The organism is Streptomyces sp. NPDC001020, assembly GCF_053599115.1.
In genome coordinates this window covers 74836-98263 of the sequence record NZ_JBSFLQ010000010.1, presented here as the reverse complement: position 1 = coordinate 98263, position 23428 = coordinate 74836, and the positions used below count along the sequence as shown (strand labels likewise).

General features: G+C 70.4%; 15 protein-coding genes and 2 pseudogenes. 10 read left to right on the top strand and 7 right to left on the bottom strand.

The features are described from left to right. Positions 1-160: 160 nt before the first annotated feature. The 4 genes from cyc2 (at position 161) to ACWDEX_RS12175 (ending at position 6958) form a co-directional block, all read left to right on the top strand. Positions 161-2332: a germacradienol/geosmin synthase Cyc2 gene (gene cyc2 / locus ACWDEX_RS12190; RefSeq protein WP_450463169.1), complete on the top strand. Its 2172-nt coding sequence runs from the start codon at positions 161-163 to the stop codon at positions 2330-2332. 250 nt (positions 2333-2582) lie between these two features. Beyond that, positions 2583-4469, top strand: a complete 1887-nt coding sequence (phsA, locus tag ACWDEX_RS12185; RefSeq protein WP_450463168.1) for an O-aminophenol oxidase PhsA — start codon at positions 2583-2585, stop codon at positions 4467-4469. Between the two features lie 332 nt (positions 4470-4801). Next, a complete protein-coding gene (locus ACWDEX_RS12180) occupies positions 4802-5947 on the top strand; it encodes an aminopeptidase P family protein (RefSeq protein WP_450463167.1) in 1146 nt (381 codons plus the stop codon). A gap of 87 nt (positions 5948-6034) precedes the next feature. Then, complete coding sequence (locus ACWDEX_RS12175; RefSeq protein WP_450463166.1) at positions 6035-6958, top strand: phosphotransferase; 924 nt, start codon at positions 6035-6037, stop codon at positions 6956-6958. 71 nt (positions 6959-7029) lie between these two features. Here ACWDEX_RS12175 and treZ read toward each other — a convergent pair whose 3' ends face one another. Continuing rightward, positions 7030-8775, bottom strand: coding sequence for a malto-oligosyltrehalose trehalohydrolase (gene treZ, locus ACWDEX_RS12170; RefSeq protein WP_450463165.1), 1746 nt, complete (start codon positions 8773-8775; stop codon positions 7030-7032). Positions 8776-8941: 166 nt separating this feature from the next. On the opposite strand from treZ, the gene ACWDEX_RS12165 reads away from it, so the two are divergent. Continuing rightward, positions 8942-9493, top strand: coding sequence for an FHA domain-containing protein (locus ACWDEX_RS12165; RefSeq protein WP_450463164.1), 552 nt, complete (start codon positions 8942-8944; stop codon positions 9491-9493). A 15-nt stretch (positions 9494-9508) separates the two neighbouring features. On the opposite strand, the pseudogene ACWDEX_RS12160 reads toward ACWDEX_RS12165, so the two are convergent. Beyond that, positions 9509-9925 (bottom strand): annotated as a pseudogene (locus ACWDEX_RS12160) (dihydrolipoyl dehydrogenase); the annotation flags it as partial. Here ACWDEX_RS12160 and ACWDEX_RS12155 point away from each other — a divergent pair. Next, a pseudogene (locus tag ACWDEX_RS12155) lies at positions 9925-10171 on the top strand (LysR family transcriptional regulator); the annotation flags it as partial. The pseudogenes ACWDEX_RS12160 and ACWDEX_RS12155 overlap by 1 nt on opposite strands. A gap of 50 nt (positions 10172-10221) precedes the next feature. Here the strand turns inward: ACWDEX_RS12155 and treY are convergent. Further along, the gene (treY, locus tag ACWDEX_RS12150) at positions 10222-12567 is read right to left on the bottom strand and encodes a malto-oligosyltrehalose synthase (RefSeq protein ID WP_450463163.1); all 2346 of its coding nucleotides are present in this window, start codon (positions 12565-12567) and stop codon (positions 10222-10224) included. A gap of 81 nt (positions 12568-12648) precedes the next feature. Beyond that, the gene (glgX, locus tag ACWDEX_RS12145; protein ID WP_450463162.1) at positions 12649-14760 is read right to left on the bottom strand and encodes a glycogen debranching protein GlgX; all 2112 of its coding nucleotides are present in this window, start codon (positions 14758-14760) and stop codon (positions 12649-12651) included. A 511-nt stretch (positions 14761-15271) separates the two neighbouring features. Between glgX and ACWDEX_RS12140 the strand changes: the two genes are divergently transcribed. Together ACWDEX_RS12140 and ACWDEX_RS12135 are read left to right on the top strand one after the other, a co-directional pair. Continuing rightward, complete coding sequence (locus ACWDEX_RS12140; protein ID WP_450463161.1) at positions 15272-16510, top strand: SAV2148 family HEPN domain-containing protein; 1239 nt, start codon at positions 15272-15274, stop codon at positions 16508-16510. A gap of 98 nt (positions 16511-16608) precedes the next feature. Further along, positions 16609-17331, top strand: a complete 723-nt coding sequence (locus ACWDEX_RS12135; protein WP_450463160.1) for an exonuclease domain-containing protein — start codon at positions 16609-16611, stop codon at positions 17329-17331. A gap of 20 nt (positions 17332-17351) precedes the next feature. On the opposite strand, the gene ACWDEX_RS12130 is transcribed toward ACWDEX_RS12135, so the two are convergent. After that, entirely contained in the window at positions 17352-18215 is an 864-nt protein-coding gene (locus ACWDEX_RS12130; protein ID WP_450463159.1) for a phosphotransferase enzyme family protein, read from the bottom strand. 169 nt (positions 18216-18384) lie between these two features. On the opposite strand from ACWDEX_RS12130, the gene mgt reads away from it, so the two are divergent. Beyond that, positions 18385-19587 carry a macrolide-inactivating glycosyltransferase gene (gene mgt, locus ACWDEX_RS12125; protein ID WP_450463158.1) on the top strand — a complete coding sequence of 401 codons (1203 nt, stop codon included), beginning with the start codon at positions 18385-18387 and terminating at the stop codon, positions 19585-19587. Positions 19588-19679: 92 nt separating this feature from the next. Here mgt and ACWDEX_RS12120 read toward each other — a convergent pair whose 3' ends face one another. After that, entirely contained in the window at positions 19680-21947 is a 2268-nt protein-coding gene (locus ACWDEX_RS12120; protein WP_450463157.1) for an MMPL family transporter, read from the bottom strand. A gap of 277 nt (positions 21948-22224) precedes the next feature. On the opposite strand from ACWDEX_RS12120, the gene ACWDEX_RS12115 reads away from it, so the two are divergent. Further along, entirely contained in the window at positions 22225-22773 is a 549-nt protein-coding gene (locus ACWDEX_RS12115; protein WP_450463156.1) for a DUF1697 domain-containing protein, read from the top strand. Between the two features lie 129 nt (positions 22774-22902). On the opposite strand, the gene ACWDEX_RS12110 is transcribed toward ACWDEX_RS12115, so the two are convergent. Then, positions 22903-23310, bottom strand: coding sequence for an NUDIX domain-containing protein (locus ACWDEX_RS12110; RefSeq protein WP_450463155.1), 408 nt, complete (start codon positions 23308-23310; stop codon positions 22903-22905). Positions 23311-23428 lie beyond the last annotated feature (118 nt).

Below are 23428 nucleotides of genomic sequence, written 5' to 3'. Positions count from 1 at the left end.
CCACGGTGGCGTGGGGGAGAGGGCTCGGCAAGGGGGCGTGCGCACCGGAGAGCGGTCGTCGTCGGGGCCGCGGAAAGGCTCCGCGCCCCGGATTCACGCGAAGGTGTGATCATGTTTTGTCCCACGGATGTCCCGGCCGGGCCATGGGTAGGGCCGGGCCATGACGCAGCCGTTCGAACTCCCCCACTTCTACATGCCGTACGCCGCGCGGCTGAATCCGCATGTCGACGAGGCGCGGGCCCACTCCACTCAGTGGGCGCGCGACATGGGCATGCTGGAGGGCTCCGGCATCTGGGAACAGTCCGACCTCGACGCGCACGACTACGGCCTGCTGTGCGCGTACACCCACCCCGACTGCGACGGCCCGGCCCTCTCGCTCATCACCGACTGGTACGTGTGGGTGTTCTTCTTCGACGACCACTTCCTGGAGACCTTCAAGCGCACCCAGGACCGCGCGGGTGGCAAGGCCTACCTGGACCGGCTGCCGCTGTTCATGCCGCTCGACCTCACGGTCCCCGTACCGGAGCCGCAGAACCCCGTCGAGGCCGGACTCGCCGACCTGTGGTCGCGCACGGTGCCGTCGATGTCCCTGGACTGGCGCAGGCGGTTCGCGGTCGCGACGGAGCATCTACTGGGCGAGTCCCTGTGGGAGCTGTCCAACATCAACGAAGGGCGGATCGCCAACCCGGTCGAGTACATCGAGATGCGCCGCAAGGTCGGTGGCGCCCCCTGGTCGGCCGGGCTCGTCGAGTTCGCCACCGCCGAAGTACCCGCCTCCGTGGCCGGGACGCGGCCGCTGCGCGTGCTCATGGAGACGTTCTCCGACGCGGTCCATCTGCGCAACGACATCTTCTCCTACCAGCGCGAGGTCGAGGAGGAGGGCGAACTCAGCAACGGCATCCTCGTCCTGGAGACCTTCTTCGACTGCGGTACGCAGGAGGCGGCCAACGCCGTCAACGACATCCTCACCTCGCGGCTGCACCAGTTCGAGCACACCGCGCTCACCGAAGTGCCCGCGCTGGCCCTGGACCGGAGCCTCACCCCGGACGAGGTCGCGGCCGTCGCCGCCTACGCCCAGGGACTTCAGGACTGGCAGTCCGGCGGTCACGAATGGCACATGCGGTCCAGCCGCTACATGAACCAGGGTGCCCGCTCGAAGCAGCGCCCCCTCGGCCTGTCAGGTATCGGCACATCCGCCGCCGACGTACGCGGTCTGCTCGCCGACGCGGGCGCCGAGAGGCTGCGGGCTTACACCCATGTCCCCTTCCAGCACGTGGGACCATCGCTGATCCCCGATTTCCACATGCCCTACGAGGTGCGGCTCAGCCCTCATCTGGACGGCGCCCGCCGTCGCCTCACCCCCTGGATGCACCAGGCGGGCATGCTCCAGGAGGGCGTCTGGGACGAGGACAAGCTGGCGGCGTACGACCTTCCGCTGTGCGCGGCGGGCCTGGACCCGGACGCCACGCCCGAGGCGCTGGACCTCAGTTCCCAGTGGCTCGCCTGGGGCACCTACGGCGACGACTACTACCCGCTGGTCTTCGGCCACCGGCGCGACCTCACGGCGGCCAAGCTGTGCACCGAGCGGCTGTCGTCGTGCATGCCGGTCGACGGCGAGGAACTGCCCGTCCCCGTCAATGGCATGGAGCGCGGGCTGATCGACCTGTGGACGCGCACCACGGCCGCGATGACCCGTGAGCAACGGCGCACCCTGCGCGCCGCCGTGGACACGATGACCGAGAGCTGGCTGTGGGAGCTGTCCAACCAGCTCCAGCACCGCGTCCCGGATCCCGTCGACTACCTGGAGATGCGCCGCGCCACCTTCGGCGCAGACCTCACCAAGAACCTGTGCCGCATGGGCCACGGCCCCGAGGTCCCGCCCGAGGTGTACAACAGCGGCACGGTCCGCGCCCTGGAGAACGCGGCCATCGACTACGCGATGCTCATCAACGACGTCTTCTCGTACCAGAAGGAGATCCAGTACGAGGGCGAGTTGCACAACGCCATCCTCGTCGTGCAGAGCTTCTTCGGCTGTGACTACCCGACGGCCGTGCGAGTCGTGAACGACCTCATGACCCAGCGCATGCGGCAGTTCCAGCATGTCGCCGCGCATGAACTGCCCGTTCTGTACGACGACTTCGAGCTGTCCGACGAGGCGCGCGCGACCATGGACGGCTATGTCGTGGAGCTGCAGAACTACATGTCCGGCATTCTGAACTGGCACCGCGGCTGCCACCGCTACGGCGCTGCCGACCTGGCCCGGCGCGCTCACGGCTTCGTGCCGGACCTGGCACCGGCCGTCATCCGGCGGGCAGAGCCGGCGGCACGCTGACCGCACGCCGGGACGCCCCGGGGAGTTCCGTGAGGATCCCCGGGGCGGCCCTGCGCAAGGGTCGGTCTACCGTCGTGACGGCTGCCATCGACAACAGGGCGTCCCGGTCGTTTCGAGACGACCGAAAACAATTGCCCGGAACGGGGCATTCAGGGAACTGGGGCGAGACGCCGGGAGTCTTTCGAGGTGACGGCGGCCTGACCAGGTTGCCGGGACACGTGAAAACGGGGAAACACGGGGGTGTTCGACCTTGACCGACATCATCGAGAGGCCCACAGGCGCGGGCGCGCGGGAGCAGGAGAAGACGTGGGGTGAACTGGTGCCGTACGCGGCGCCGTTGACCATCCCGCCGGTCCTTCGCCCGTACTCCGGCGACGTTCTGCGGGAGACCGAGATCGCGCTGCGACCCACCTGGGTGCGCCTGCACCCGCAACTGCCGCCCACCCTGATGTGGGGGTACGAGGGGTCGGTGCCGGGCCCGACCATCGAGGTGCGCCGCGGGGAGCGGGTCCGCATCGCCTGGACCAACCGCATCCCGAAGGAGAGCGAGTACCCCGTCACGGCCGTCCAGGTCAAGCTGCGCCGACAGAGGCCTCAGGCGAGCACCGAGCCGGGCCGCGGGGGTGTCGAGCCGGACAAGGACGTGGCGGCCCTGCCCGCCTGGTCGGTGACGCATCTGCACGGCGCCCAGACGGGCGGCGGCAACGACGGCTGGGCGGACAACGCCGTGGGGTTCGGCGACGCCCAACTCGCCGAGTACCCGAACGACCACCCGGCGGTCCAGTACTGGTATCACGATCACGCTATGAACATCACGCGATGGAACGTGCACACGGGGCTGTACGGCACGTACCTGATCCGCGATGACGAGGAGGACGCTCTCCACCTCCCCTCGGGCGAGCGGGAGATCCCGCTGCTGCTGGCCGACCGGAACCTGGACACGGACGAGGACGGCCGCCTCAACGGCCGGCTGCTGCACAAGACGGTCATCGTCCAGGACCAGAACCCGGAGACGGGCGAGCCTGTGTCCCTGCCCTTCACCGGCCCCTACACCACGGTCAACGGCCGCATCTGGCCGTACGCGGAGGTGGACCCGGCCTGGTACCGCTTCCGGTTGCTGAACGCGTCCAACGCGCGCATCTACGACCTCGTCCTGGTAGACGAGGAGAACACCCCGGTACCGGGCGTGGTGCACCAGATCGGCAGCGACGGAGGCCTGCTGCCGCGCCCCGTGCCGATCGACTTCGACGACGCGCTGCCGACGCTGACCGCCGCCCCGGCCGAGCGTTTCGACCTCCTCGTCGACTTCCGCCAGTTGGCCGGCCGGACGCTGCGTCTGGTCAACAAGGGCCCCAACCAGGCCCCGGGGGTGCCGGACCCGGAGGGCGACGTGCGCTACCCGGACGTGCTGGAGTTCCGCGTCCGCGGCTGCGAGGAGGCCGGGAAGGACGATGCCTTCGAGCTGCCCGAGGTGCTCTCGGGCTCCTTCCGCCGTCTCACGCACGACATCGAGCACGGCCACCGGCTGATCGTGCTCACCCCGCCGGCCACCAAGGGCGCCGGCGGCCACCCGCAGATCTGGGAGATGACCGAGGTAGCGGATGCGCGCGGTCTCCACCTGCCTGCGGACGGCATCATCCAGCTCACCGGTCCGGACGGCAAGACGAAGACATACCGGCGCACGGCCCGGACGTTCAACGACGCACTCGGCTTCACCCTCGCCGAGGGAAGCTACGAACAGTGGAGCTTCCTCAACCTCGCCCCGATCGTCCACCCGATGCACATCCACCTGGCCGACTTCCAGCTCCTCGGCCGTGACGCGTACAACGTCACCGGCTTCGACCCTGCGGTCGGCGGCACCCGTGCCCCGATCACCTTCGATCCGGACACACCGATCCCTCTCGCTCCCAACGAGCAGGGCTACAAGGACGTGTTCCGGGTGCCGGGAGGCCAGGTGCTGCGCGTGATGGGCCGGTTCGACGGGGCGTACGGCCGGTTCATGTACCACTGCCACCTCCTCGAGCACGAGGACATGGGCATGATGCGGCCGTTCGTCGTCATGCCGCGAGAGGCCATGAAGTTCAGCCACGAGGCGGCGCACGGCGGGCACGACGGCCACGCCGGGCACGCCGGCTGACGGTCCGCGGGCGCCCGACGGCTCGTTTCGGCGCCCGCACGATCACGGCCCACACGAAGGGCGCCTCCGAGCAGTGGCTCGGGAGGCGCCCTTCGTGTCCATCTCTTCTTCGCGACTCTGTCCCTGGGGACGTTCACGGCCTCCACCGGACGCCGTTACATCGTGGAACTCTCCGCGAGTGAGCGGCGGCAGAACAGGCCGGGCTCCCGGCCGGCCCGGCGTGCGGCCCCGATCTGTCGTGCGCCATGGCCACGATGGGCTCGCGTCGGTTCTCCTGGAGGGGCAGGATGCTGCTCGTAGAACTGGCTGACCCCGACCAGCGGAGGACATGGATGACCGGCACGCCCGCGCTGCCCGACGAAAACAGCCCCACGCCCTTCACCGCGGAAGACTACGCGGCCCGAATGCGGCGAGCCGCGGAATCCGCGGCGGAGACCGGGCTCGCAGGGCTTTTGATCGCACCGGGACCCGACCTGGTGTGGCTGACCGGGTACCGGCCGGTGGAGACCGAGCGCCTCACCCTTCTGGTGCTGCGGGCTGGACACGACCCCGTCCTCGTCGTGCCCACCCTGGAGGCCCCCGACGTGGCGGAGGCGGCCGGCGCGCCCGCGCTGACACTGCGCGACTGGACCGATGGGCAGGACCCGTACGAGGCAGCCGGCTCCCTCCTCGACGCCGCCGGCCGCTACGGCATCAGCGACAACGCCTGGGCCATGCACCTGCTCGGCCTGCGTGAACGCCTCCCGAACAGCGACCACATCGCCCTCACCCGCGCCCTCCCGATGCTGCGGGCGGTCAAGGACACCGCGGAACTCGACCGGCTGGCAGCGGCAGGCGCGGCGGCGGACGCGGCGTACGACGAGATCCAGAAGGTCCCCTTTGCCGCACGCAGGGAACGGGAGGTCGCCGCGGACCTCGCCGAGTTGCTGCGCCAGTTCGGACACGAGCAGATCGACTTCACCATCGTCGCCTCGGGCCCCAACGGCGCCAATCCGCACCACGAGGCGGGCGAGCGCGTCATCGAGCGCGGGGACATGATCGTCCTCGACTTCGGCGGCCTCAAGCACGGCTACGGCTCGGACACCTCCCGCACGGTCCACGTGGGCGAGCCGACCGACGAGGAGCGCAAGGTGCACGACCTGGTGCGCGAGGCCCAGGAGGCGGGTTTCCGGGCGGTCAGGCCGGGCGCGGCCTGCCAGGACGTTGACCGGGCGGCCCGTGCGGTCATCGCCGATGCCGGGTACGGCGAGTACTTCATCCACCGCACCGGGCACGGGATCGGCGTCACCACGCACGAGCCGCCCTACATGATCGAGGGCGAGGAACAGCCCCTCGTCCCCGGCATGTGCTTCTCCGTGGAGCCCGGCATCTATCTGCCGGGCCGCTTCGGGGTCCGCATCGAGGACATCGTGACGGTGACCGAGGACGGCGGACGCCGCCTCAACAACACACCCCGTGAGATCGCGATGGTCGACTGAGGGCAGGGCCGACCGCCGCCGGGCCCCGGTGGTCGGCCGCCCCAGCACCAGGAGCACTCCGCACGCCCCCGAGACGACGGCACGATCATGACCCAGGCACCGAAACCGACGGCGGAAACCGTACGCCGACTGGTCCGTTCCCTGCTCCGCGACAGCGACGAGACGGCCGTGTCACCGGTCGTTGAGGGCGGCCCGCACTCCACGTGGTGGGTCGGCACGCGTCATGTGCTGCGGCTGGCCCTCGACCGCGAGGCCTCCGCGCGCCAGCGTCGCGAACTGCGGCTGCGGGCCCTGGTGCGTTCGCACATCCGGATCGCGGTCCCGACGAGCGTCGCGCACGGAGAGTGGGCCGCCGGCCTCGGCTACACCCTCGACACCCGGCTGCCCGGTGCCACCGGCGAGGAACCGGGTATCTCCGCGGTCGGCGAGGCGGATCTCGCCGCGCTGCTCACAGGGCTGCGCGAGGTGCCCGTGCGCCAGGCCGAGGCACTCGGCGTCCCGCGCGTCGCACCGCGCTCCCTGGAGGACGTACGGAGGGCCGCCGTGAGCGCCGCCGAGCGCTTCGCCGAGGAGGACGAGTTCGCCCCCGCCCGGCTCGCCCAGCTCACCGCGCCCGCCACCCGCCAGCTCGTCGCGCAGCCCGGTGCCGCCGTCCTCGTACACCACAACCTCCGCGGCGAGCATCTCGTCGTGAGCGGCGACGGACGGGTGCGCGGTGTCCTCGGCTGGACCGACGCGATCGTCGACGACCCGGCCGAGGACATCGCCCAGCTCGCCGTCGCCGTCGGCGCGCCCGCCGCCGTACGCGCCGCCACCCTCGCCGGGTACGGTGCCCGCCCCTGCCTGCGCGGCCTGTGGCTCGCCCGCTGTGACACGCTCGTCCAGCTCGCCGACGGTCTCGAGGGGGCGGACCGGTCCCTGCTGCCGACCCTGCGCGCCAGGGTGCGGCACGCCTGGGAGGCGATCCTGCTGGAGCGGGTCACCGAGCTTCCGGATGACGAGACGCCGTGATGACGACGCCGTAGGAGGCGGCCCCTCCGCTGCCCCGGGCGCACGAGGCCAGCGGCGCCCCGCCGTCCGCATCAACCCTGCGTCAGCACCACGCACGACTCGCCTGGCAAGCTCAGCACCCCGTCCTCGCCCGGAGGCGGTACGGGCTCCCATGCGGCCAGGACGCGCGCGGGGTGGACGCCGAGGGGGATCCGGGCCGGCCGCTTGGCGAGGTTCACGGCGACCCGTACGTCCCCGCGGCGCATGGCGAACCAGCCGGCGTCCTCGTCGTAGGCGACCTTCACGTCCTCGAGGTCGGGATCGGTGAGGTCCGGCTGCGCCCGACGCAGGGCGATCAGCTCGCGGTACCAGGCCAGCACGCGCGCGTGGTGGGCGCCTTCCGGCTCGGACCAGTCGAGGCAGGAGCGCTCACGCGTCGCCGCATCCTGCGGGTCGGGCACGTCCTCCTCGGCCCAGCCGTGCGCCGCGAACTCCCGGCGCCTGCCCCGTCGTACGGCGTCGGCGAGGGCGGGATCGGTGTGGTCGGTGAAGAACTGCCAGGGCGTTCCCGCGGCCCACTCCTCGCCCATGAACAGCATCGGCGTGAACGGGGCGGTGAGTACCAGTGCCGCCGCGCACGCCAGGAGTCCCGGCGAGAGGGACGCCGTGAGCCGGTCTCCCCGGGCGCGGTTGCCGACCTGGTCGTGGTTCTGGGCGTAGCCGAGCAGGCGGTGCGCGGCGACACGGGTGCGGTCCAGCGGGCGGCCGTGCCTGCGGCCACGGAACGTCGAGTACGTGCCGTCGTGGAAGAAGCCGCCTGTCAGGGTCTTGGCGAGGGCCGCGAAGGGGGCGCGGGCGAAGTCCTCGTAGTACCCCTGCGATTCGCCGGTGAGCGTCGTGTGCAGGGCGTGGTGGAAGTCGTCGTTCCACTGTGCGTGCACCCCCAGACCCGTCTTCGCGCGCGGGGTGATGACCCGCGGGTCGCCCAGGTCCGACTCGGCGATCAGGAAAAGTGGCCGGTCCACCTCGGAGGCCAACGCGTCCACCGCTTCGGACAGTTCCTCCAGGAAGTGGATCGCGCGGGTGTCGCGCAGCGCGTGCACCGCGTCCAGTCGCAGCCCGTCGATCCGGTAGTCACGCAGCCAGGCCAGCGCGCTGCCGACCAGATACGCGCGTACCTCGTCCGAGCCCGGCGCGTCCAGGTTCACGGCGGCGCCCCAGGGGGTCTGATGCGTCTCGGTGAAGTACGGGCCGAACGCCGGGAGGTGGTTGCCGGAAGGGCCGAGATGGTTGTGCACCACGTCCAGTACGACGCCGAGGCCGAGTTCGTGGGCCCGGTCGATGAAACGTTTGAGCGCGTCGGGCCCGCCGTACGGCTCGTGCACCGCCCAGAGACTCACGCCCTCGTACCCCCAGCCGTGCCGACCCGGGAACGGACACAAGGGCATCAACTCCACATGGGTCACGCCCAGGTCAGCCAGATGCCCGAGACGCTCGGCGGCCGCGTCCAGCGTGCCCTCGTGTGTGTACGTTCCCACGTGCAGCTCGTACAGCACCGCGCCCGGCAGCGCCCGCCCGGACCACGTGGCACGCCAGGGGTACCGCCCCTGGTCGACGACCGCGCTGAGCCCGTCGGGGCCGTCAGGCTGGCGGCGCGAGCGCGGGTCGGGCAGCACGGGGCCGTCGTCCAGGGCGAACCCGTACCGGGTGCCGTCCTCGGCCTCGGCCTCGCCGGTCCACCACCCCGCGCGCTCCGGATCGCGCTCCAACACGCGCGTGGCGCCACCGCAGTGAAGCGTCACCCGGGCGGCCTGCGGTGCCCACACCTCGAACTTCACGGACTGTTCCCCCTGGTCGGCTGATGCTGGCACGTCCATCGTGCGCCAAAGAAGATCAATCCGCTTCCGAACCGATCATTTTGACGCACCGAACGACTCTGACGGCGGCAAGACCTGTCCCTGCGTTTTCTGGACACCCCAGCAGGACTGTCCGACAATCACATGCGTGACGTCGTCCTTCGAGTTCCATACGTACCCCGCGCGGCTGTCGGACGCCGAGCGTGACAGGGCGCTGAAGGTGCTCCGTGACGGTGTCGCCCTGGGGCGCCTGTCGCACGACACGTTCATCCGGCGTATGGAACTGGCGCTGGCCGCCCGTCAGCCCCACGAACTCGCCGCGCTCACCGCGGACCTGCCCACCGAGAAGCGGTGGTCCCGGATGGTCTTCGGGACCGTCGAGGCGGTCTCCGGGTTCACCGTGCGGCTACGCAGGGCCTGGCAGGCCGAGCGGCTGCCCAAGCTGCTGCTCCCGAACCCGGGCAGCCCGTATCCGCTGAGGATCGGCCGCGACCCCGCCTGCGGCCTCAGGCTCAGCCACGAGACCGTCTCCCGCGTGCACGCGGAGCTGACCCGCCAGGGCGGCCTATGGGTGCTGCGCGACCTCGGTTCGACCAACGGCACGACCGTCAACGGCCGCCGCGTGATCGGCGCGGCGGTCGTGCGTGACGGAGACCAGGTGGGTTTCGGGGAGATGAAGTTCCGGCTGGCGACGGGGTAGTCCCGCGCGGGGCGCCTACTGCTGGTGCAGCCCGCGCCCCGCGAGCGTCAGGAACGCCTCTCCGACCGCCTCCGACAGCGTGGGGTGGGCGTGGATATGCCGGGCCACGTCGGACGGCTGTGCGTCCCAGCCGACGATCAGCTGACTCTCCGCGATCAGTTCCGAGACATGAGGGCCCACCAGGTGCACACCGAGCACCTGCCCGCCGTCCTTCTCCGCGACGACCTTCACCATGCCGCCCTGGCCGTGCACCATGCCCTTGGCAAGGGCGGTCAGCGGCATGGTGTTGACGTCCACCTCGTGCCCGCTCGCGCGTGCCTCCGCCTCGCTCAGCCCGACGGACGCGGTCTGCGGTGACGAGTACGTGACCCGGGGCACGGCCGCGTGGTCCACCGGCATCGACGGCACCCCGGCCAGTGTTTCGGCCACCAGCCGAACACACCTCAACGGCCGTGCGCATGGCGGCGGCCGGCGTCGGCGTCACCACCCGCCCCGTCGCACGTCGTGCGGGGCGCCGTGGGTGAGGGCTGCGTGGTGCTCTCCGTCGACCCGCCCTGGAAGCGCCCGCTGGCGGTCTTCTCGCGCCTGCCACCGACGGGCGTGGCCGAGGAGTTCGTGGACGTCCTGCGCCGCTACGGAGGACTGCCGGCACCGACGGCGGCCACGGACGTCATATAGGTGCCCCACGGGCACCACGGCTGCTCGGGGCCGGTAAGGCTCCACCGTCGTCACTCCTCGGCGGTCCGCTCCAGCAGCGCCACCGGCAGCCTGGCGAACAGGTCCTCCACGCGGATGCGGCCACCGAACTCCCGTTCAGGTGTGAGTGCGTCGGTCCATCGGCCCGGCGGCAGCGTGAGGGAGGTGCCGCGCCAGCCACCCGCCTCCGTCAGTCGCAGCGACAGCCTGGTGACCGCCGTGAGTACCTGTCCGGAACGCACGAAGGCCACGCAGTGCGCAGCCCCCGGTCCCTCGGCGGACAGTGGCGTGTACGTCGCCGACTCGCCGAAAAGCTCCGGGCGCAGTCGGCGCAGCCGCAGCGCCGCCATCGTGAGATCCGCCTTGTCGGAGGCCACCACCTGCGGTGTGAAGGGCCGGCGGTTGTCGGGGTCGACCAGCGCCCGGTACTCGCCCTCCGTGCCCTGGTAGACGTCCGGCACGCCCGGCATCGTCAGCTGGACCAGCGCGGCCCCCAGGACGTTCGCCTGAATGTACGGCGCCAACGTGTCGCGGAAGCCCGTCATCAGCCGCCCCGGCGCCCCGCACGGTCCGCCCGCGACGAACGCCGCCACGGCTTCCTCGTAGGCGGGATCCTGCTCGGTCCACGAGGTGTGCAGCCCCGCCTCCCGGACGTGCTTGAGCAGCGCCCCCTGGAGGCGTTCCCCCGCCGCCGGTCCCAGCCCGAAGAACGTCTGCCAGGCCGTCCACACCAGGTGCGGGTCGGGCGCTCCGTGGCCCGCTCGGGTCACCTCGGCCAGCACGTCGGCCCAGCGCTGCGGGCACTGCGTGAGCACCGAGATGGCCGCGCGCACGTCCGCGCTGCGCTTCGTGTCGTGCGTCGACAGGACGGTGCCGGTGGCGGGCCAGTCACGCTGCACGCGCGCGCAGTAGGCGTGGAAGTCCTCGGCGGCCACGGCCGGGACCCCGGGGTCGCCGCCCACCTCGTTCGCCGACAGCAGTGGCACATAGCGGTAGAACGCCGTGTCCTCGACGGACTTGGCGCGCAGTGCCGACGCCGTCTGCGCGAACCGGGCCCGGAACTCGTCGTGCCCGGGGCCGTCCCCGACCTGCCCCAGCACCAGGTCCCGTACCACGTCCACCGCGTGCGCCTCCTCGGGCACCGTGAAGACGGCACGGGCCTCGGCAGCGGCCTCCTCGGTGACCACCGTGGCGGCGTCCGTCGCGGAGTACGGACGGTAGACCTTCAAACGGACGAGCAGTTCCCGCAGCGCGGTGCGCAGTGCCCAGGGGGCGTGGTCGCGCAGGGCCGGCGAGGCGGCGCACACACGGCTCGCCAAGCGCGTGAGCCGGTCCACCTCGGTGGCCAGCTCGTGCGTGACGACGTGGCGGGCGGCACTGCGCACGCTCGGGGCCCAGTCGCCGCCGCGGTCACCGGGCAGGGCCGCGAACCGCCGGTAGAGACCGAGCAGCTCTTCGGCGCCCGCCGGGTCCGTGAAGAGCCCGTCCACCTGGCGCAGCGCGTCGTAGCCGGTGGTGCCCGCGACCGGCCAGGTCGCGGGCAGGCGCTCGTCCGCCGAGAGGATCTTCTCGACGACCGTCCAGCGGCCCCCGGTGGCCTCGTGCAGGCGGCGCAGATACGCGTCCGGGTCGGCCAGGCCGTCCGGGTGGTCCACACGCAGTCCGTCGACGACGCCGTCGTCGAGCAGCCGCAGGAGCGTGCCGTGCGTCGCCGTGAAGACCTCCGGGTCCTCGACGCGTACTCCGATGAGCTCGGAAATGCTGAAGAACCGTCGGTAGTTCAGTTCGGTACGGGCCAGCCGCCACCACACCGGGCGGTACCACTGGGCGTCGAGCAGCAGCGGCAGTGGCAGTGTCTCGGTGCCCTCGCGCAGCGGGAAGACATGGCCGTGATAGCGCAGCACCTCCCCGTCGACCTTCAGGTCCCCCATCTCCTCGCCGAGCCGCCGGCCCAGCACCGGCAGCAGGAGCTGACCGCCCTGCGCGTCCCAGTCGATGTCGAACCAGCGTGCGTACGGGGACGCCGGGCCCTCGCGCAGCACCTCCCACAGGGCGTGGTTGTGGCGCGGCGACAGGGCCATGTGGTTCGGGACGATGTCCACGACCAGGCCGAGCCCGTGCTCCCGTGCGGTGCGGGCCAGAGAGCGCAGCCCCGCCTCGCCGCCCAGTTCGTCCCGCACGCGCGTGTGGTCGACGACGTCGTAGCCGTGTGTCGAGCCCGGGACGGCCTCCAGCACGGGTGACAGATGCAGGTGCGAGACACCCAGCGCGGTCAGACAGGGCACGGCAGCCTCCGCCGCTTCGAACGGGAACCGCGGTTGCAACTGCAGCCGGTAGGTGGCCGTGGGCACTGCCGGGGCGGGGCGCACAGATGTCATGGGTGCTTACGTACCCGCTCGGCACGGGAACCCGCCCCTGCTTCCTCCGCCCGACCATCCGCGCGTCGCTCGTGGGACAGCCTAGGTCGGCCGCTGCAGCACCATCAGGCTCCGGTCCAGCAGTGTCAGCAGGTCCCCGGGGGCGACCTTCGCGCCGGTGCCCGGTGTCACCCCCTCGGGGAGGGCCGTGTCGGCGACCACCTGCCACTGACGCCCGTGGCCCATCGGCACCGTGAACTCCAGGGACTTCGGGGAAGCGTTGAACAACAGCAGGAACGAGTCGTCCACGATCCGCTCTCCGTGCGGGCCCGGCTCGGAGATCGCGCTGCCATTGAGGAACACGGTCAGTGCACCGGCCTGCGCCGACGTCCAGTCCCGCTGGGTCATCTCCTCGCCCTGCGGGGTGAACCACGCGATGTCGGACAGTTCGTCGTAGGTGGTGCCCTGGGCCAGGCGCCCGTGGAAGAAGCGGCGCCGGCGGAAGACCGGGTGGTCGCGGCGCAGCCACACCATCGCGCGCGTGAACTCCAGCAGGTCGCTGTCGTCCTCCGGCCACTCGACCCAGGACAGCTCGCCGTCCTGGCAGTACGCGTTGTTGTTGCCCTGCTGCGTGCGGGCGAACTCGTCACCGTGGCTGAGCATCGGCACGCCCTGGGACAGCATCAGCGTGGCGATGAAGTTCCGCATCTGGCGCTCCCGCAGCTCCAGCACCGCCGGGTCGTCGCTCTCGCCCTCGACCCCGCAGTTCCAGGACCGGTTGTAGCTCTCCCCGTCGCGGTTGTCCTCTCCGTTGGCCTGGTTGTGCTTGGTGTTGTACGAGACGAGGTCGCGCAGCGTGAAGCCGTCGTGGCAGGTCACGAAGTTGATGGAGGCCAGGGGGCGGCGCCCGTCGTCCTGGTAGAGGTCCGAGGAGCCCGTCAGTCGGGAGGCGAACTCCGCGAGCGTGCGCGGCTCGCCGCGCCACAGGTCCCGTACGGTGTCGCGGTACTTGCCGTTCCACTCGGTCCACAGCGGCGGGAAGTTGCCGACCTGGTAGCCGCCCTCACCCACGTCCCACGGCTCCGCGATCAGTTTCACCTGGGAGACCACCGGGTCCTGCTGGACCAGGTCGAAGAACGACGACAGCCGGTCCACCTCGTGGAACTGCCGCGCCAGTGTCGCGGCCAGGTCGAAGCGGAAGCCGTCCACGTGCATCTCGGAGACCCAGTAGCGCAGCGAGTCCATGATCAGCTGCAGTACGTGGGGGGAGCGCATCAGCAGGGAATTTCCGGTGCCCGTGGTGTCCGTGTAGTACCGCGGATCGTCCGCCAGCCGGTAGTACGAGGGGTTGTCCAAGCCCCTGAAGGAGAGCGTGGGGCCCAGATGGTTGCCCTCGGCGGTGTGGTTGTAGACGACATCCAGGATGACCTCGATGCCGGCCTCGTGCAGCGCCCGCACGGCCGACTTGAACTCCAGGACCTGCTGCCCGCGGTCGCCCCAGGAGGCGTACGCGTTGTGCGGTGCGAAGAAGCCGATCGTGTTGTAGCCCCAGTAGTTGCTCAGGCCCATGTCCACCAGACGGTGATCGTGAACGAACTGGTGTACGGGCATCAGCTCCAGTGCGGTGACGCCGAGTTCCGCCAGGTGTTCGATGATTGCCGGGTGCGCGAGACTCGCGTAGGTGCCGCGCAGTTCCTCGGGCAGCGCCGGATGGCGCATCGTCAGGCCCTTCACATGGGCCTCGTAGATCACCGTGCGGTGGTACTCGGTACGTGGCCGCCGGTCGTCACCCCAGTCGAAGTACGGGTTGATCACCACGGACGTCATGGTGTGCGGCGCCGAGTCGAGGTCGTTGCGCTTGTCGGGCGCCCCGAAGGGATAGCCGTACACCTCCTCGCCCCAGGTCACGACTCCACTGATGGCACGCGCGTACGGGTCGAGCAGCAGCTTCGCCGAGTTGCAGCGCAGCCCGCGGTCGGGGGCGTACGGGCCGTGCACCCGGAAGCCGTACCGCTGCCCCGGCATCACCCCGGGCAGATACGCGTGTCGTACGAACCCGTCGATCTCCCGTAGTTCCACTGCCGTCTCCGAGCCGTCGTCGTGCAGCAGACACAGCTCGATCCGGTCGGCGGCCTCCGAGAACACCGCGAAGTTGGTCCCGGCGCCGTCGTAGGTGGCACCGAGCGGATACGCCTCTCCAGGCCAGACCTGCATGAATACGACCTTCCCAGTTCTGCCGGCCCCTGGGGGGGAGTCCTGAGGTCGAGTCTCCCCGAAAATGACCGCTCCCTCTCCTGAGCGAAAGGGATTTCCGGCGCGCCGCTGGGTGGTTCGGCGGGCGATCGAGTCCATGACGCGGGGGAGGACCGTCCGCGGAAGTCACGCCTCCGCCTTCGTCAACCGCCGCATGGGTCAACGCGCGGACTTGTCGTCACCCCGTGGTGTGGGTGAACGCGGGCCGCCACCACGTCGCGCGCGACGAGGAACGGCAGCGCCGAGCCGACCCACTGACAGGGCATTTTGCTCGGCCCGCACGACGTCAGGGCTATGAATCCGCTCACTCCGCCGGTCGTTGTCGATCAGAACGCGCCTGCGGAAAACGGAAGTTGAGAAAAGACCCTGTCCATCCGGCTGCAGCGCGCGGCGATCCCGGAGTACCCTTCCTTGATCGTTGGCTGGGGCCTGGCCCCTGGGGAGGCTCGGGGGAGCGGAAGGCGGTGCGAGGGTGGGCTCGGCAGGGCTGGAGCTGCCCCCTGGTGACGAGGGTCATGAGGGAAACTCCGCGGATGTCCCACCCGGGGCGGTGTCCCTGGCCCGGCCGATGGACATGGGATCCATCGGGCCGGAACTGGACTGGAACGCCGAGGCCTGGCGTGAGGTGCGAACCCGCGCCCAACGGGCGGGACGCGCCTACATCTGGCTGAACCTGGTCGAACAGCGACTGCGCGCTGTCGTGGCCGCGGTTCTCCGTCCCGTCTACGAACCCGTCCACGGCGATGACTGGGCGGTTGCCGCGGCCGGACCGGCCGGCCAGGAGTGGGTGCAGCGCGCTGTCGCGGTACGCGAGGTCAGCCGACGCAAGGGGTACCTGCTCGACCCCGCCGACGACAACGTACTGAGCTTCCTGACGCTGCCGCAGCTGCGCGAACTGATGGTGCAGCACTGGCCGTGCTTCGAGCCGTACGTCGACGAGCGCCGCGACGTCGAACTCGCCCTGGACGAGCTGGAAGTGACCCGGAACGTGGTCTCACGCAACCGGGCCCTGTCGGAAACCGTCCTCGCCCAGGCCGAGCGCGCCTCGGCGAGGCTGCTGGAGATCCTCGGCGCGGGCAGTGACGTGCCTTCCGCGCGCCGGCTGCCCGTCGACGCCGTGGAGGACCTGGTGGGCGACCGGTACGCGGACGTGGTCGCCGTCCATCCGGACCGGGTGCGGCTGCTGCGTCAGTTCCCCGCCGAGGACATCTTCGGCGGCGCGCGGCGCCTGGACGCCGTCGGAATCGGCCTCAACCTGCTGGTGCAGAACTTCTCCGGCCGTCGGCTGGTGCGTCTGGCGGAGTCGGGCTGCCGGGTGCGGCTGCTGTTCCTCAACCCGGCGTCCAGCGCGGTCAAGCGGCGCGAGCGGGAGCTGGGCATCAAGAAGGGCGAGCTGAGCCGCGCCGTCGAGATGAACATCCTGCACATGCGTCGGGTGCGCTCGAAGCTGCGCGACCCGGGCGCCTTCGAGATCCAGGTCTTCGACGAGACGCCCCGGTTCACCGCGTACCTGGTCGACGGGGACGGCTCCGACGGCATCGCGGTCGTGCAGTCCTATCTGCGCCGCACCCGGGGCATGGAGGCGCCGGTGTTGGTGCTGCGCGGCGGCAGCAGGGTGGTCACGTCGGGGGACGTCGACGAGAGCGGACTCTTCCCGACCTACCGCGAGGAGTTCGAGATGATGTGGGCGGATTCGCGTCCGGTGTCCTGAACTGTCCCCTGGGTGAGGGGCGCGATCCTCGGATTGTCAGTGGTGCATGGGAGGGTGGTGACCACTGGGGGAAAGCACCACCGAGAAGGGGGGCCGCCATGGCCTGGCACCAAGAGCTGCTGATCGGCTTCGACCTGGAGACGACGGGGACTGATCCATACGATGCGCGCATCGTCACGGGGGCGGTCGTCGAGGTCGCGGACGGTCGGTCACTGGGACACCGGGAGTGGCTGGCGGACCCGGGCGTGGAGATCCCGGCCGACGCGGTGGCGGTGCACGGGATCAGCAATGAACGCGCGACAGCCGAGGGCCGCCCGGCCGACCAGGTCGCGGACGCCATCGCGGAGGTCCTGGTGGCGCACTGGAGGACGGGCGTCCCGGTCGTCGCCTACAACGCGGCCTTCGACCTGACCCTGCTCTCCGCTGAGTTGCGGCGGCACGGGCTGCCGTCCCTGCGTGATCGCCTGGGCGGCGAGGACCCGGCACCGGTCATCGACCCGTACACGATCGACCGGTGGGTGGACCGTTACCGCCGCGGCAAGCGCACCCTCGAAGCGGTCTGCACGGAGTACGGGGTCGATCTGGAGGCGGCGCACGATGCGGGGGCGGACGCCCTGGCCGCGGCCCGGCTCGCCGGCGCGATAGCGCGCCGCCACCCGAAGATCGCGGCCCTCGGACCGGCGGAGCTGCACCGCCGTCAGATCGAGTGGTACGCGGCCTGGGCGGCGGACTTCCAGAGTTTCCTGCGCCGTAAGGGCAACACGCAGGCCGTGGTGGACGGGACGTGGCCGCTGCGGCAGGCGGCGGAACAGACGGCCTGACAGGTCCTGGTGCCGGGGCGCTAGAAGGGATACCAGCGGACGGTCTCGTCCCCCTCCCGCAGGGACGCCACCCGTCGCTCGAACTCGGTCAGCGCCTTGGGGTTGCTCGGTGCGTGCTGGGCGACCCAGGCACAACTGGCGGTCTCGCGTGCCCCGCGGAGTACAGAGCAGCCCTCCCATTCGCGCACGTCCCAGCCGTACGTCCGGGTGAAGGTGTCGTACGCCTCGGTCGCAAGTCCGTAGCGGTCGTGGGAGAGGGCCATCACCACCAGGTCGTGCTCCCGCAGATCGGCGGAGAAGGTCTCCAGGTCGATCAGCACCGGGCCGTCCGGGCCGATGTGCACATTGCGGGCCAGTGCGTCGCCGTGGATCGGGCCCGGCGGCAGATGCGGCGTCAGTGCGGCAGCCGCGGCGGCGAACCCGTCACGGCGCTCGCGCAGATATGTCGCGTCCGCCGGGTCGACGGCATCGCCCGCGAGCCGCAGCCAGCGCTCCACACCGCTCAGCAGATCGCGGGGCGGCAGCGCGAAGGAAGGGGAGGGGAGCGAATGCACGACCTTCAGCAGCGCGGCCAGATCCCGCGGCTCGGCGGGGCGTACGGCTTCGGGCAGCCGGTGCCACACCGTCACCGGGTGGCCGTCCACCAGTAGCGCCTTGGGGTCGGCGGCGCGCACCGCCAGGACGCCCGCCTCTGCGAGCCAGACGGCGATGTCCAGCTCCCGCCGCGCGCGGTCGAGGAGTTCGGCATCACGGCCCACCTTGACCACCAGGTCGCCGGCGGCGAACACCGCGTTCTCCCCCAGGGCGAGGAGTCGCACGTCCCTCGCCGCGCCGGGCAGTACGCCCGCCGTGGCCAGTACGTCCCGTGCCGTTGCCTCGTCCATCGTCCGTCTCCGTGTCCTCGACGCATTCCTGTCGTTCGTCGGTCAGTGTCGCATTCGCACAGGTGGGGCCGTGTGGGCGGTGCCGCAACGGTGCGCTGGACCGTCATGGCCACCGGGCCGTCCACAATTGAATTGTACGAGACGTCTCGTCTCGCCTAGGCTCGCGGGCATGACCACCACCCCGAACCCCGCCCACATCGCCATGTTCTCCATCGCCGCGCACGGCCATGTGAACCCGAGCCTGGAGGTGATCCGCGAACTCGTCGCGCGCGGACACCGGGTCACCTACGCGATCCCGTCGGTGTTCGCGGAGAAGGTCGCCGAGACCGGAGCCGAGCCCGTCCTCTACACCTCGACGCTGCCGTCCCCCGACGACGACCCCGCGGCCTGGGGCACCACGCTCCTCGACAACGTGGAACCCTTCCTGAACGACGCGATCCAGGCTCTCCCGCAGCTCGTCGAGGCGTACAAGGGCGACGAGCCGGACCTCGTGCTGCATGACACCGCCTCCTATCCGGCCCGGGTCCTCGCCCGCCGCTGGGGCATCCCGGCGATCTCCCTCGCTCCCCATCTCGTCGCCTGGAAGGGGTATGAAGAGGAGATCGCCGAACCCATGTGGGCCGAGCCCAAGAAGACCGCGCGCGGACAGGCGTACTACGCACGCTTCGAGGCCTGGCTCGCGGAGAACGGAATCACCGAACACCCCGACCGGTTCGCCGGCCATCCCGCCCGTTCGCTCGTGCTGATTCCGAGGGCACTCCAGCCGCACGCGGACCGGGTCGACGACAAGGTGTACACCTTCGTCGGCGCCTGCCAGGGCGACCGTGCGGCGCAGGGCGACTGGCAGCGACCGGTCGGCACCGACAAGGTGCTGCTCGTCTCCCTCGGCTCAAGCTTCACCAAGCAGCCGGCCTTCTACCGCGCGTGCGTCGAGGCGTTCGGCGGGCTGCCGGGCTGGCACATGGTGCTGCAGATCGGCCGGCACGTCGATCCGGCGGAGCTGGGCCCCGTGCCGGACAACGTCGAGGTGCGGGACTGGGTGCCGCAGCTCGCCATCCTGAAGCAGGCCGACGCGTTCATCACGCACGCCGGGGCGGGCGGCAGCCAGGAAGGTCTGGCGACCGCCACGCCGATGGTCGCGGTGCCGCAGGCAGCGGACCAGTTCGGCAACGCCGAGGTGCTCCAGTCGCTGGGCGTTGCCCGTCATGTGCCGAGCGAGGAGGCGACGGCCGGCACACTGCGCGAGGCGGTGCTGGCACTCGTCGACGATCCCGAGGTGGCGCGCCGTTTGAAGGAGATCCAGGCTCAGCTGGTGCAGGAGGGCGGCACCCGGAGGGCCGCGGACCTGATCGAGGCGGAACTGCCCGCGTAAGCCGTGACGCCGGGTACGTGTGACCGTGCTCTGACATGACGTCGTGGCCGGGGGCGCTTGCCCCCGGCCACGATGTGCGCACCAACGGAAGGTCAGACGCCGACCTTCTCGCCTTCCGGCACGTGCGGCGGTGCCACCGCGGGCGACTCGTCGTGGGTGAGGTCGGGCAGCCAGTGCAGCCACTTCGGCAGGTACCAGTTCCGCTCGCCGAGCAGCGCCATCACCGCCGGGAGCAGGACGCCCCGGATGACCGTCGCGTCGATGAGGACCGCGGCGGCGAGGCCCACACCCATCTGCTTCATGGTCTGCATGGACAGCGTGCCGAAGATCGCGAAGACGGCGACCATGATGACCGCGGCGCTGGTGACGACACCCGCGGTGGTCACCACACCGTGCGTGATCGCGTCCTTTGTCGTGCGGCCCCGCATGCGCGCCTCACGGATCCGGGAGACCACGAACACGTGGTAGTCCATCGAGAGCCCGAACAGGATGACGAAGAGGAACAGCGGCAGCCAGGTGACGATCGCGCCCACGCCCTGGGCGCCCACCAGAGACGCGCCCCAGCCGTGCTGGAAGACGGCGACCAGGATGCCGTACGCGGCGCCGACCGACAGCAGGTTCAGCACGATCGAGGTGATCGCGACCGTCAGCGAGCGGAACGACACAAGCATCAGCAGGAAGGCGAAGACGACGACGAACGCGAAGACCGGGACCACCGATCCGACGAGTTGGTCGTTGAAGTCGTGCGAGCCCGCGACCTCTCCGGTGATCGGCGCCTGGACGCCCTCAACCTTGCCGAGGGTGGCCGGCCGCACCTTGTCGCGCAACAGCTCAAGGCTCTTGCCCGCCTTGTCCTGGTCGGAGCCGCCGACCAGGGGTACGGACACCAGGGCGACGTTCTGCGCGTCGTACAGCTTGACGTTGACCGGGCCGCGCGACGCCCCCGAACTGACCGCCTGGCTACGGAGCGCGGTGAGCGCGGCCTTCACGTCGGGGGCGTTGATGTCCTTCGCCTTGACGACGACCTGGGCCGGACCGGAGCCGCCGGGGAAGGCGTCGTTGACCCGGTTGTAGGTGGCCACGATGGGCAGTTTGTCGCCGAACTCCTGGTCCAGGGTGAGGTTCTGGGTCTTCATGCCGAGCGCGGGCGCCGCGATCGCCAGCAGGGCACCGGCCGCGACCACCAGGGAGACGGCAGGCTTGGCGAGAACAACCTTGAGGACGGCACGCCACGTGCGGCTGCCTTCCTCGACGGAGCGACCCCGCCGGGCATTGCGCGCCCGCCGCTTGTCCGGGTGCAGGAACGGGATACGTCCCTTCTCGACTCGCTCGCCCAGCAGCGACAGCAGCGCGGGCAGCACGGTCACCGAACCGACCATGGCGACCGCCACGACCATCAGCGAGGCCAGGCCCATCGCCTCGAAGGTGGCGAGCCCGGTGAAGAGCATGCCCGCCATCGCGACGCACACGGTGATGCCGGAGACGATGACGGCGCGTCCGCTGGTCGCGGCCGCGATGCGCAACGCGGTGCCCGGGTCGCGTCCGGCCGCCCGCTCCTCGCGCTCGCGGCGCAGGTAGAAGAGGCAGTAGTCGACACCGACGGCAAGGCCCACCAGCAGCATCACGGAGTTGGCGGTGTCGTCCATCGGCTGCAGATGGCTGACGATGCCCATCAGACCCATCGTCGCGATGATCGCGGTGATGGCGAGCGCGACCGGCAGCAGCGCCGCGACCAGCGCCCCGAACGCGATCAGCAGGATGCCGAGCGCCACCGGCACCGCGGAGTACTCGGCCTGCTTGAAGTCGTCGCCGAACGCGTCGGAGAACGTCTTCTGCATGCTGGCGCCGCCGATCTCCTCGATCCGCAGCTCCTGGTGTTCCTTCTGGACCTGAGCGACGGCCTTCAGCACCGGCTCGACCCGGTCGCCGGCGGTGTCCGCGTCGCCGCGCATGTCGAACTGCACGAGGGCGCTGCGGCCGTCCTTCGAGATGGTCTTGGTGTCGTACGGCGAGGTCACGGCGGTCACCCGGCCGGTACCCTCGACGGCCCGCACGACCGCGGTGACGGAGGCACGGAACTTCTCGTCCGTGGCCGTGGTCCGGCCGTCCTTGGCCTGGATCAGGACGGTCTCGCCCGCCGGCTCCTTGATCCCGGCCTCATCGATGATCTTGGCGGCGGTGTGTGTCTCCCCCTTGAGCTGGTCGGCGTGGTTGACATCGACCCGGCCGGCCGCCGAGCCGACGGCCATCGCCAGAACGACGAACACCACCCAGATGCCGACGGCAGCCCATCGGTGCCGGGCGCTCCAACCGCCGGCCCGCGCGGCGATGCCCCGCACCCGTGTTTCTCCACTCGCCATGACGGGCTTGCCCCCTCGTACACGGGTGACGACCCCCTGCCGTCACCGTTCGTATCGAAGGTAGGGGCGGCGTAAGCACGACTCGTCGTACTGGTCGGTGAATCGTGAACGCCGCATGTCATACCCTCGGCCCCCGCCACTCTCCCCATCCAGGAGGACAGGACCCCTACATCGTCTCGGGGTTCCAGGGGACCGGTATCAGGGTCGGGCCCCGTACCCTGAGCCGAGGGCGCCAAGCAGACCCTCACGGGTACAACAGCCGTTCTAAGGTGAGCGGATGACGACGACGTACGCGGCGCTGCTGCGCGGCATCAATGTGGGCGGTCACCGGAAGCTGCCCATGGCGCGACTGCGCACCCTGCTGACCGGGCTCGGGCACACGGGCGTGACCACCTACCTGCAGAGCGGCAACGCGGTCTTCACCGCCGACGGTGGCGATGAGGAGACTCTTGCGGCGGAACTGAGCCGGGCGATCGAGGAGCACTTCGGCTTCACCGTCGACGTGCTCGTCCGCGACCACGCGTATCTGAAGGCCGTACGGGACGCCTGTCCGTTCCCGGCCGACGAACTGGAGGGCAGGCAACTGCACGTCACGTACTTCTCCGCACCGGTGGACGCTGTGCGGTTCGCGGAGATCGACCAGGCCGGGTACCTGCCGGAGGAGTACCGGCTGGGCGAGCGTGCGCTCTACCTCTACGCCCCCGACGGCCTCGGCCGGTCCAAGCTCGCCGAGCACCTCGCGAAGCCTCGGCTGAACAAGGGCGTGGTCGCTACCACCCGCAACTGGAACACGGTGGTCAGACTGGAGGAGTTGACCGGTTCCTGAGTAGAAACCCGCCGTCGAGGCACCATCGAACGGTCGAGGGCTGGACGGCGGGCCGCAGCACATGGCTTCTCAGCTCCAGGGCAGAGCGCGCGGGTCGAGCCGTCTGCCCGTTCGATTACCCTCCGGTTATCAACTCTCCTGCTTCAACGGACTTTTGTGTCCCGAGAGCGGCCGAGTGCTCTGACCGCTCCTCAGTGACTGCCGATGTCTGGAGACGTGATCAGGAGGATGTCCGACCATCCCTTGGGCAGCAGTCGATTCGCGGAGTCCGGGTTGCCACTGCTGACGAGGCTGAGCCCAGCCTTCCTCGTCCATGCTGGAGTCAGGGGTACGAAGACTCAATAAAAACGAGGGACGCCCCGTGATGCCCGGCCCGACCGCAGCGAAGAACAGCGCCGGAATGCTGGCCCTGGTCTGCAGTGGGTACAGCGGTATCGGCTGGTCGAGTCCGAGTTCTTCACGGGCCTCGCGTACGGCGGCCTGCTGCGGAGTCTCGCCGGCCTCGCCACCACCGGCCACAACCTGCCACACATTCATGTCCTTGCGTTGCAGCGCAGCGAATTCGACCTGGCCCCGACCCGGCGGAAAGGAACGACAAGGACTTGAAAAGGGGCTCGGGGCATCGTGGCTCCTGACTGGTGGTGGGATCAGCCAA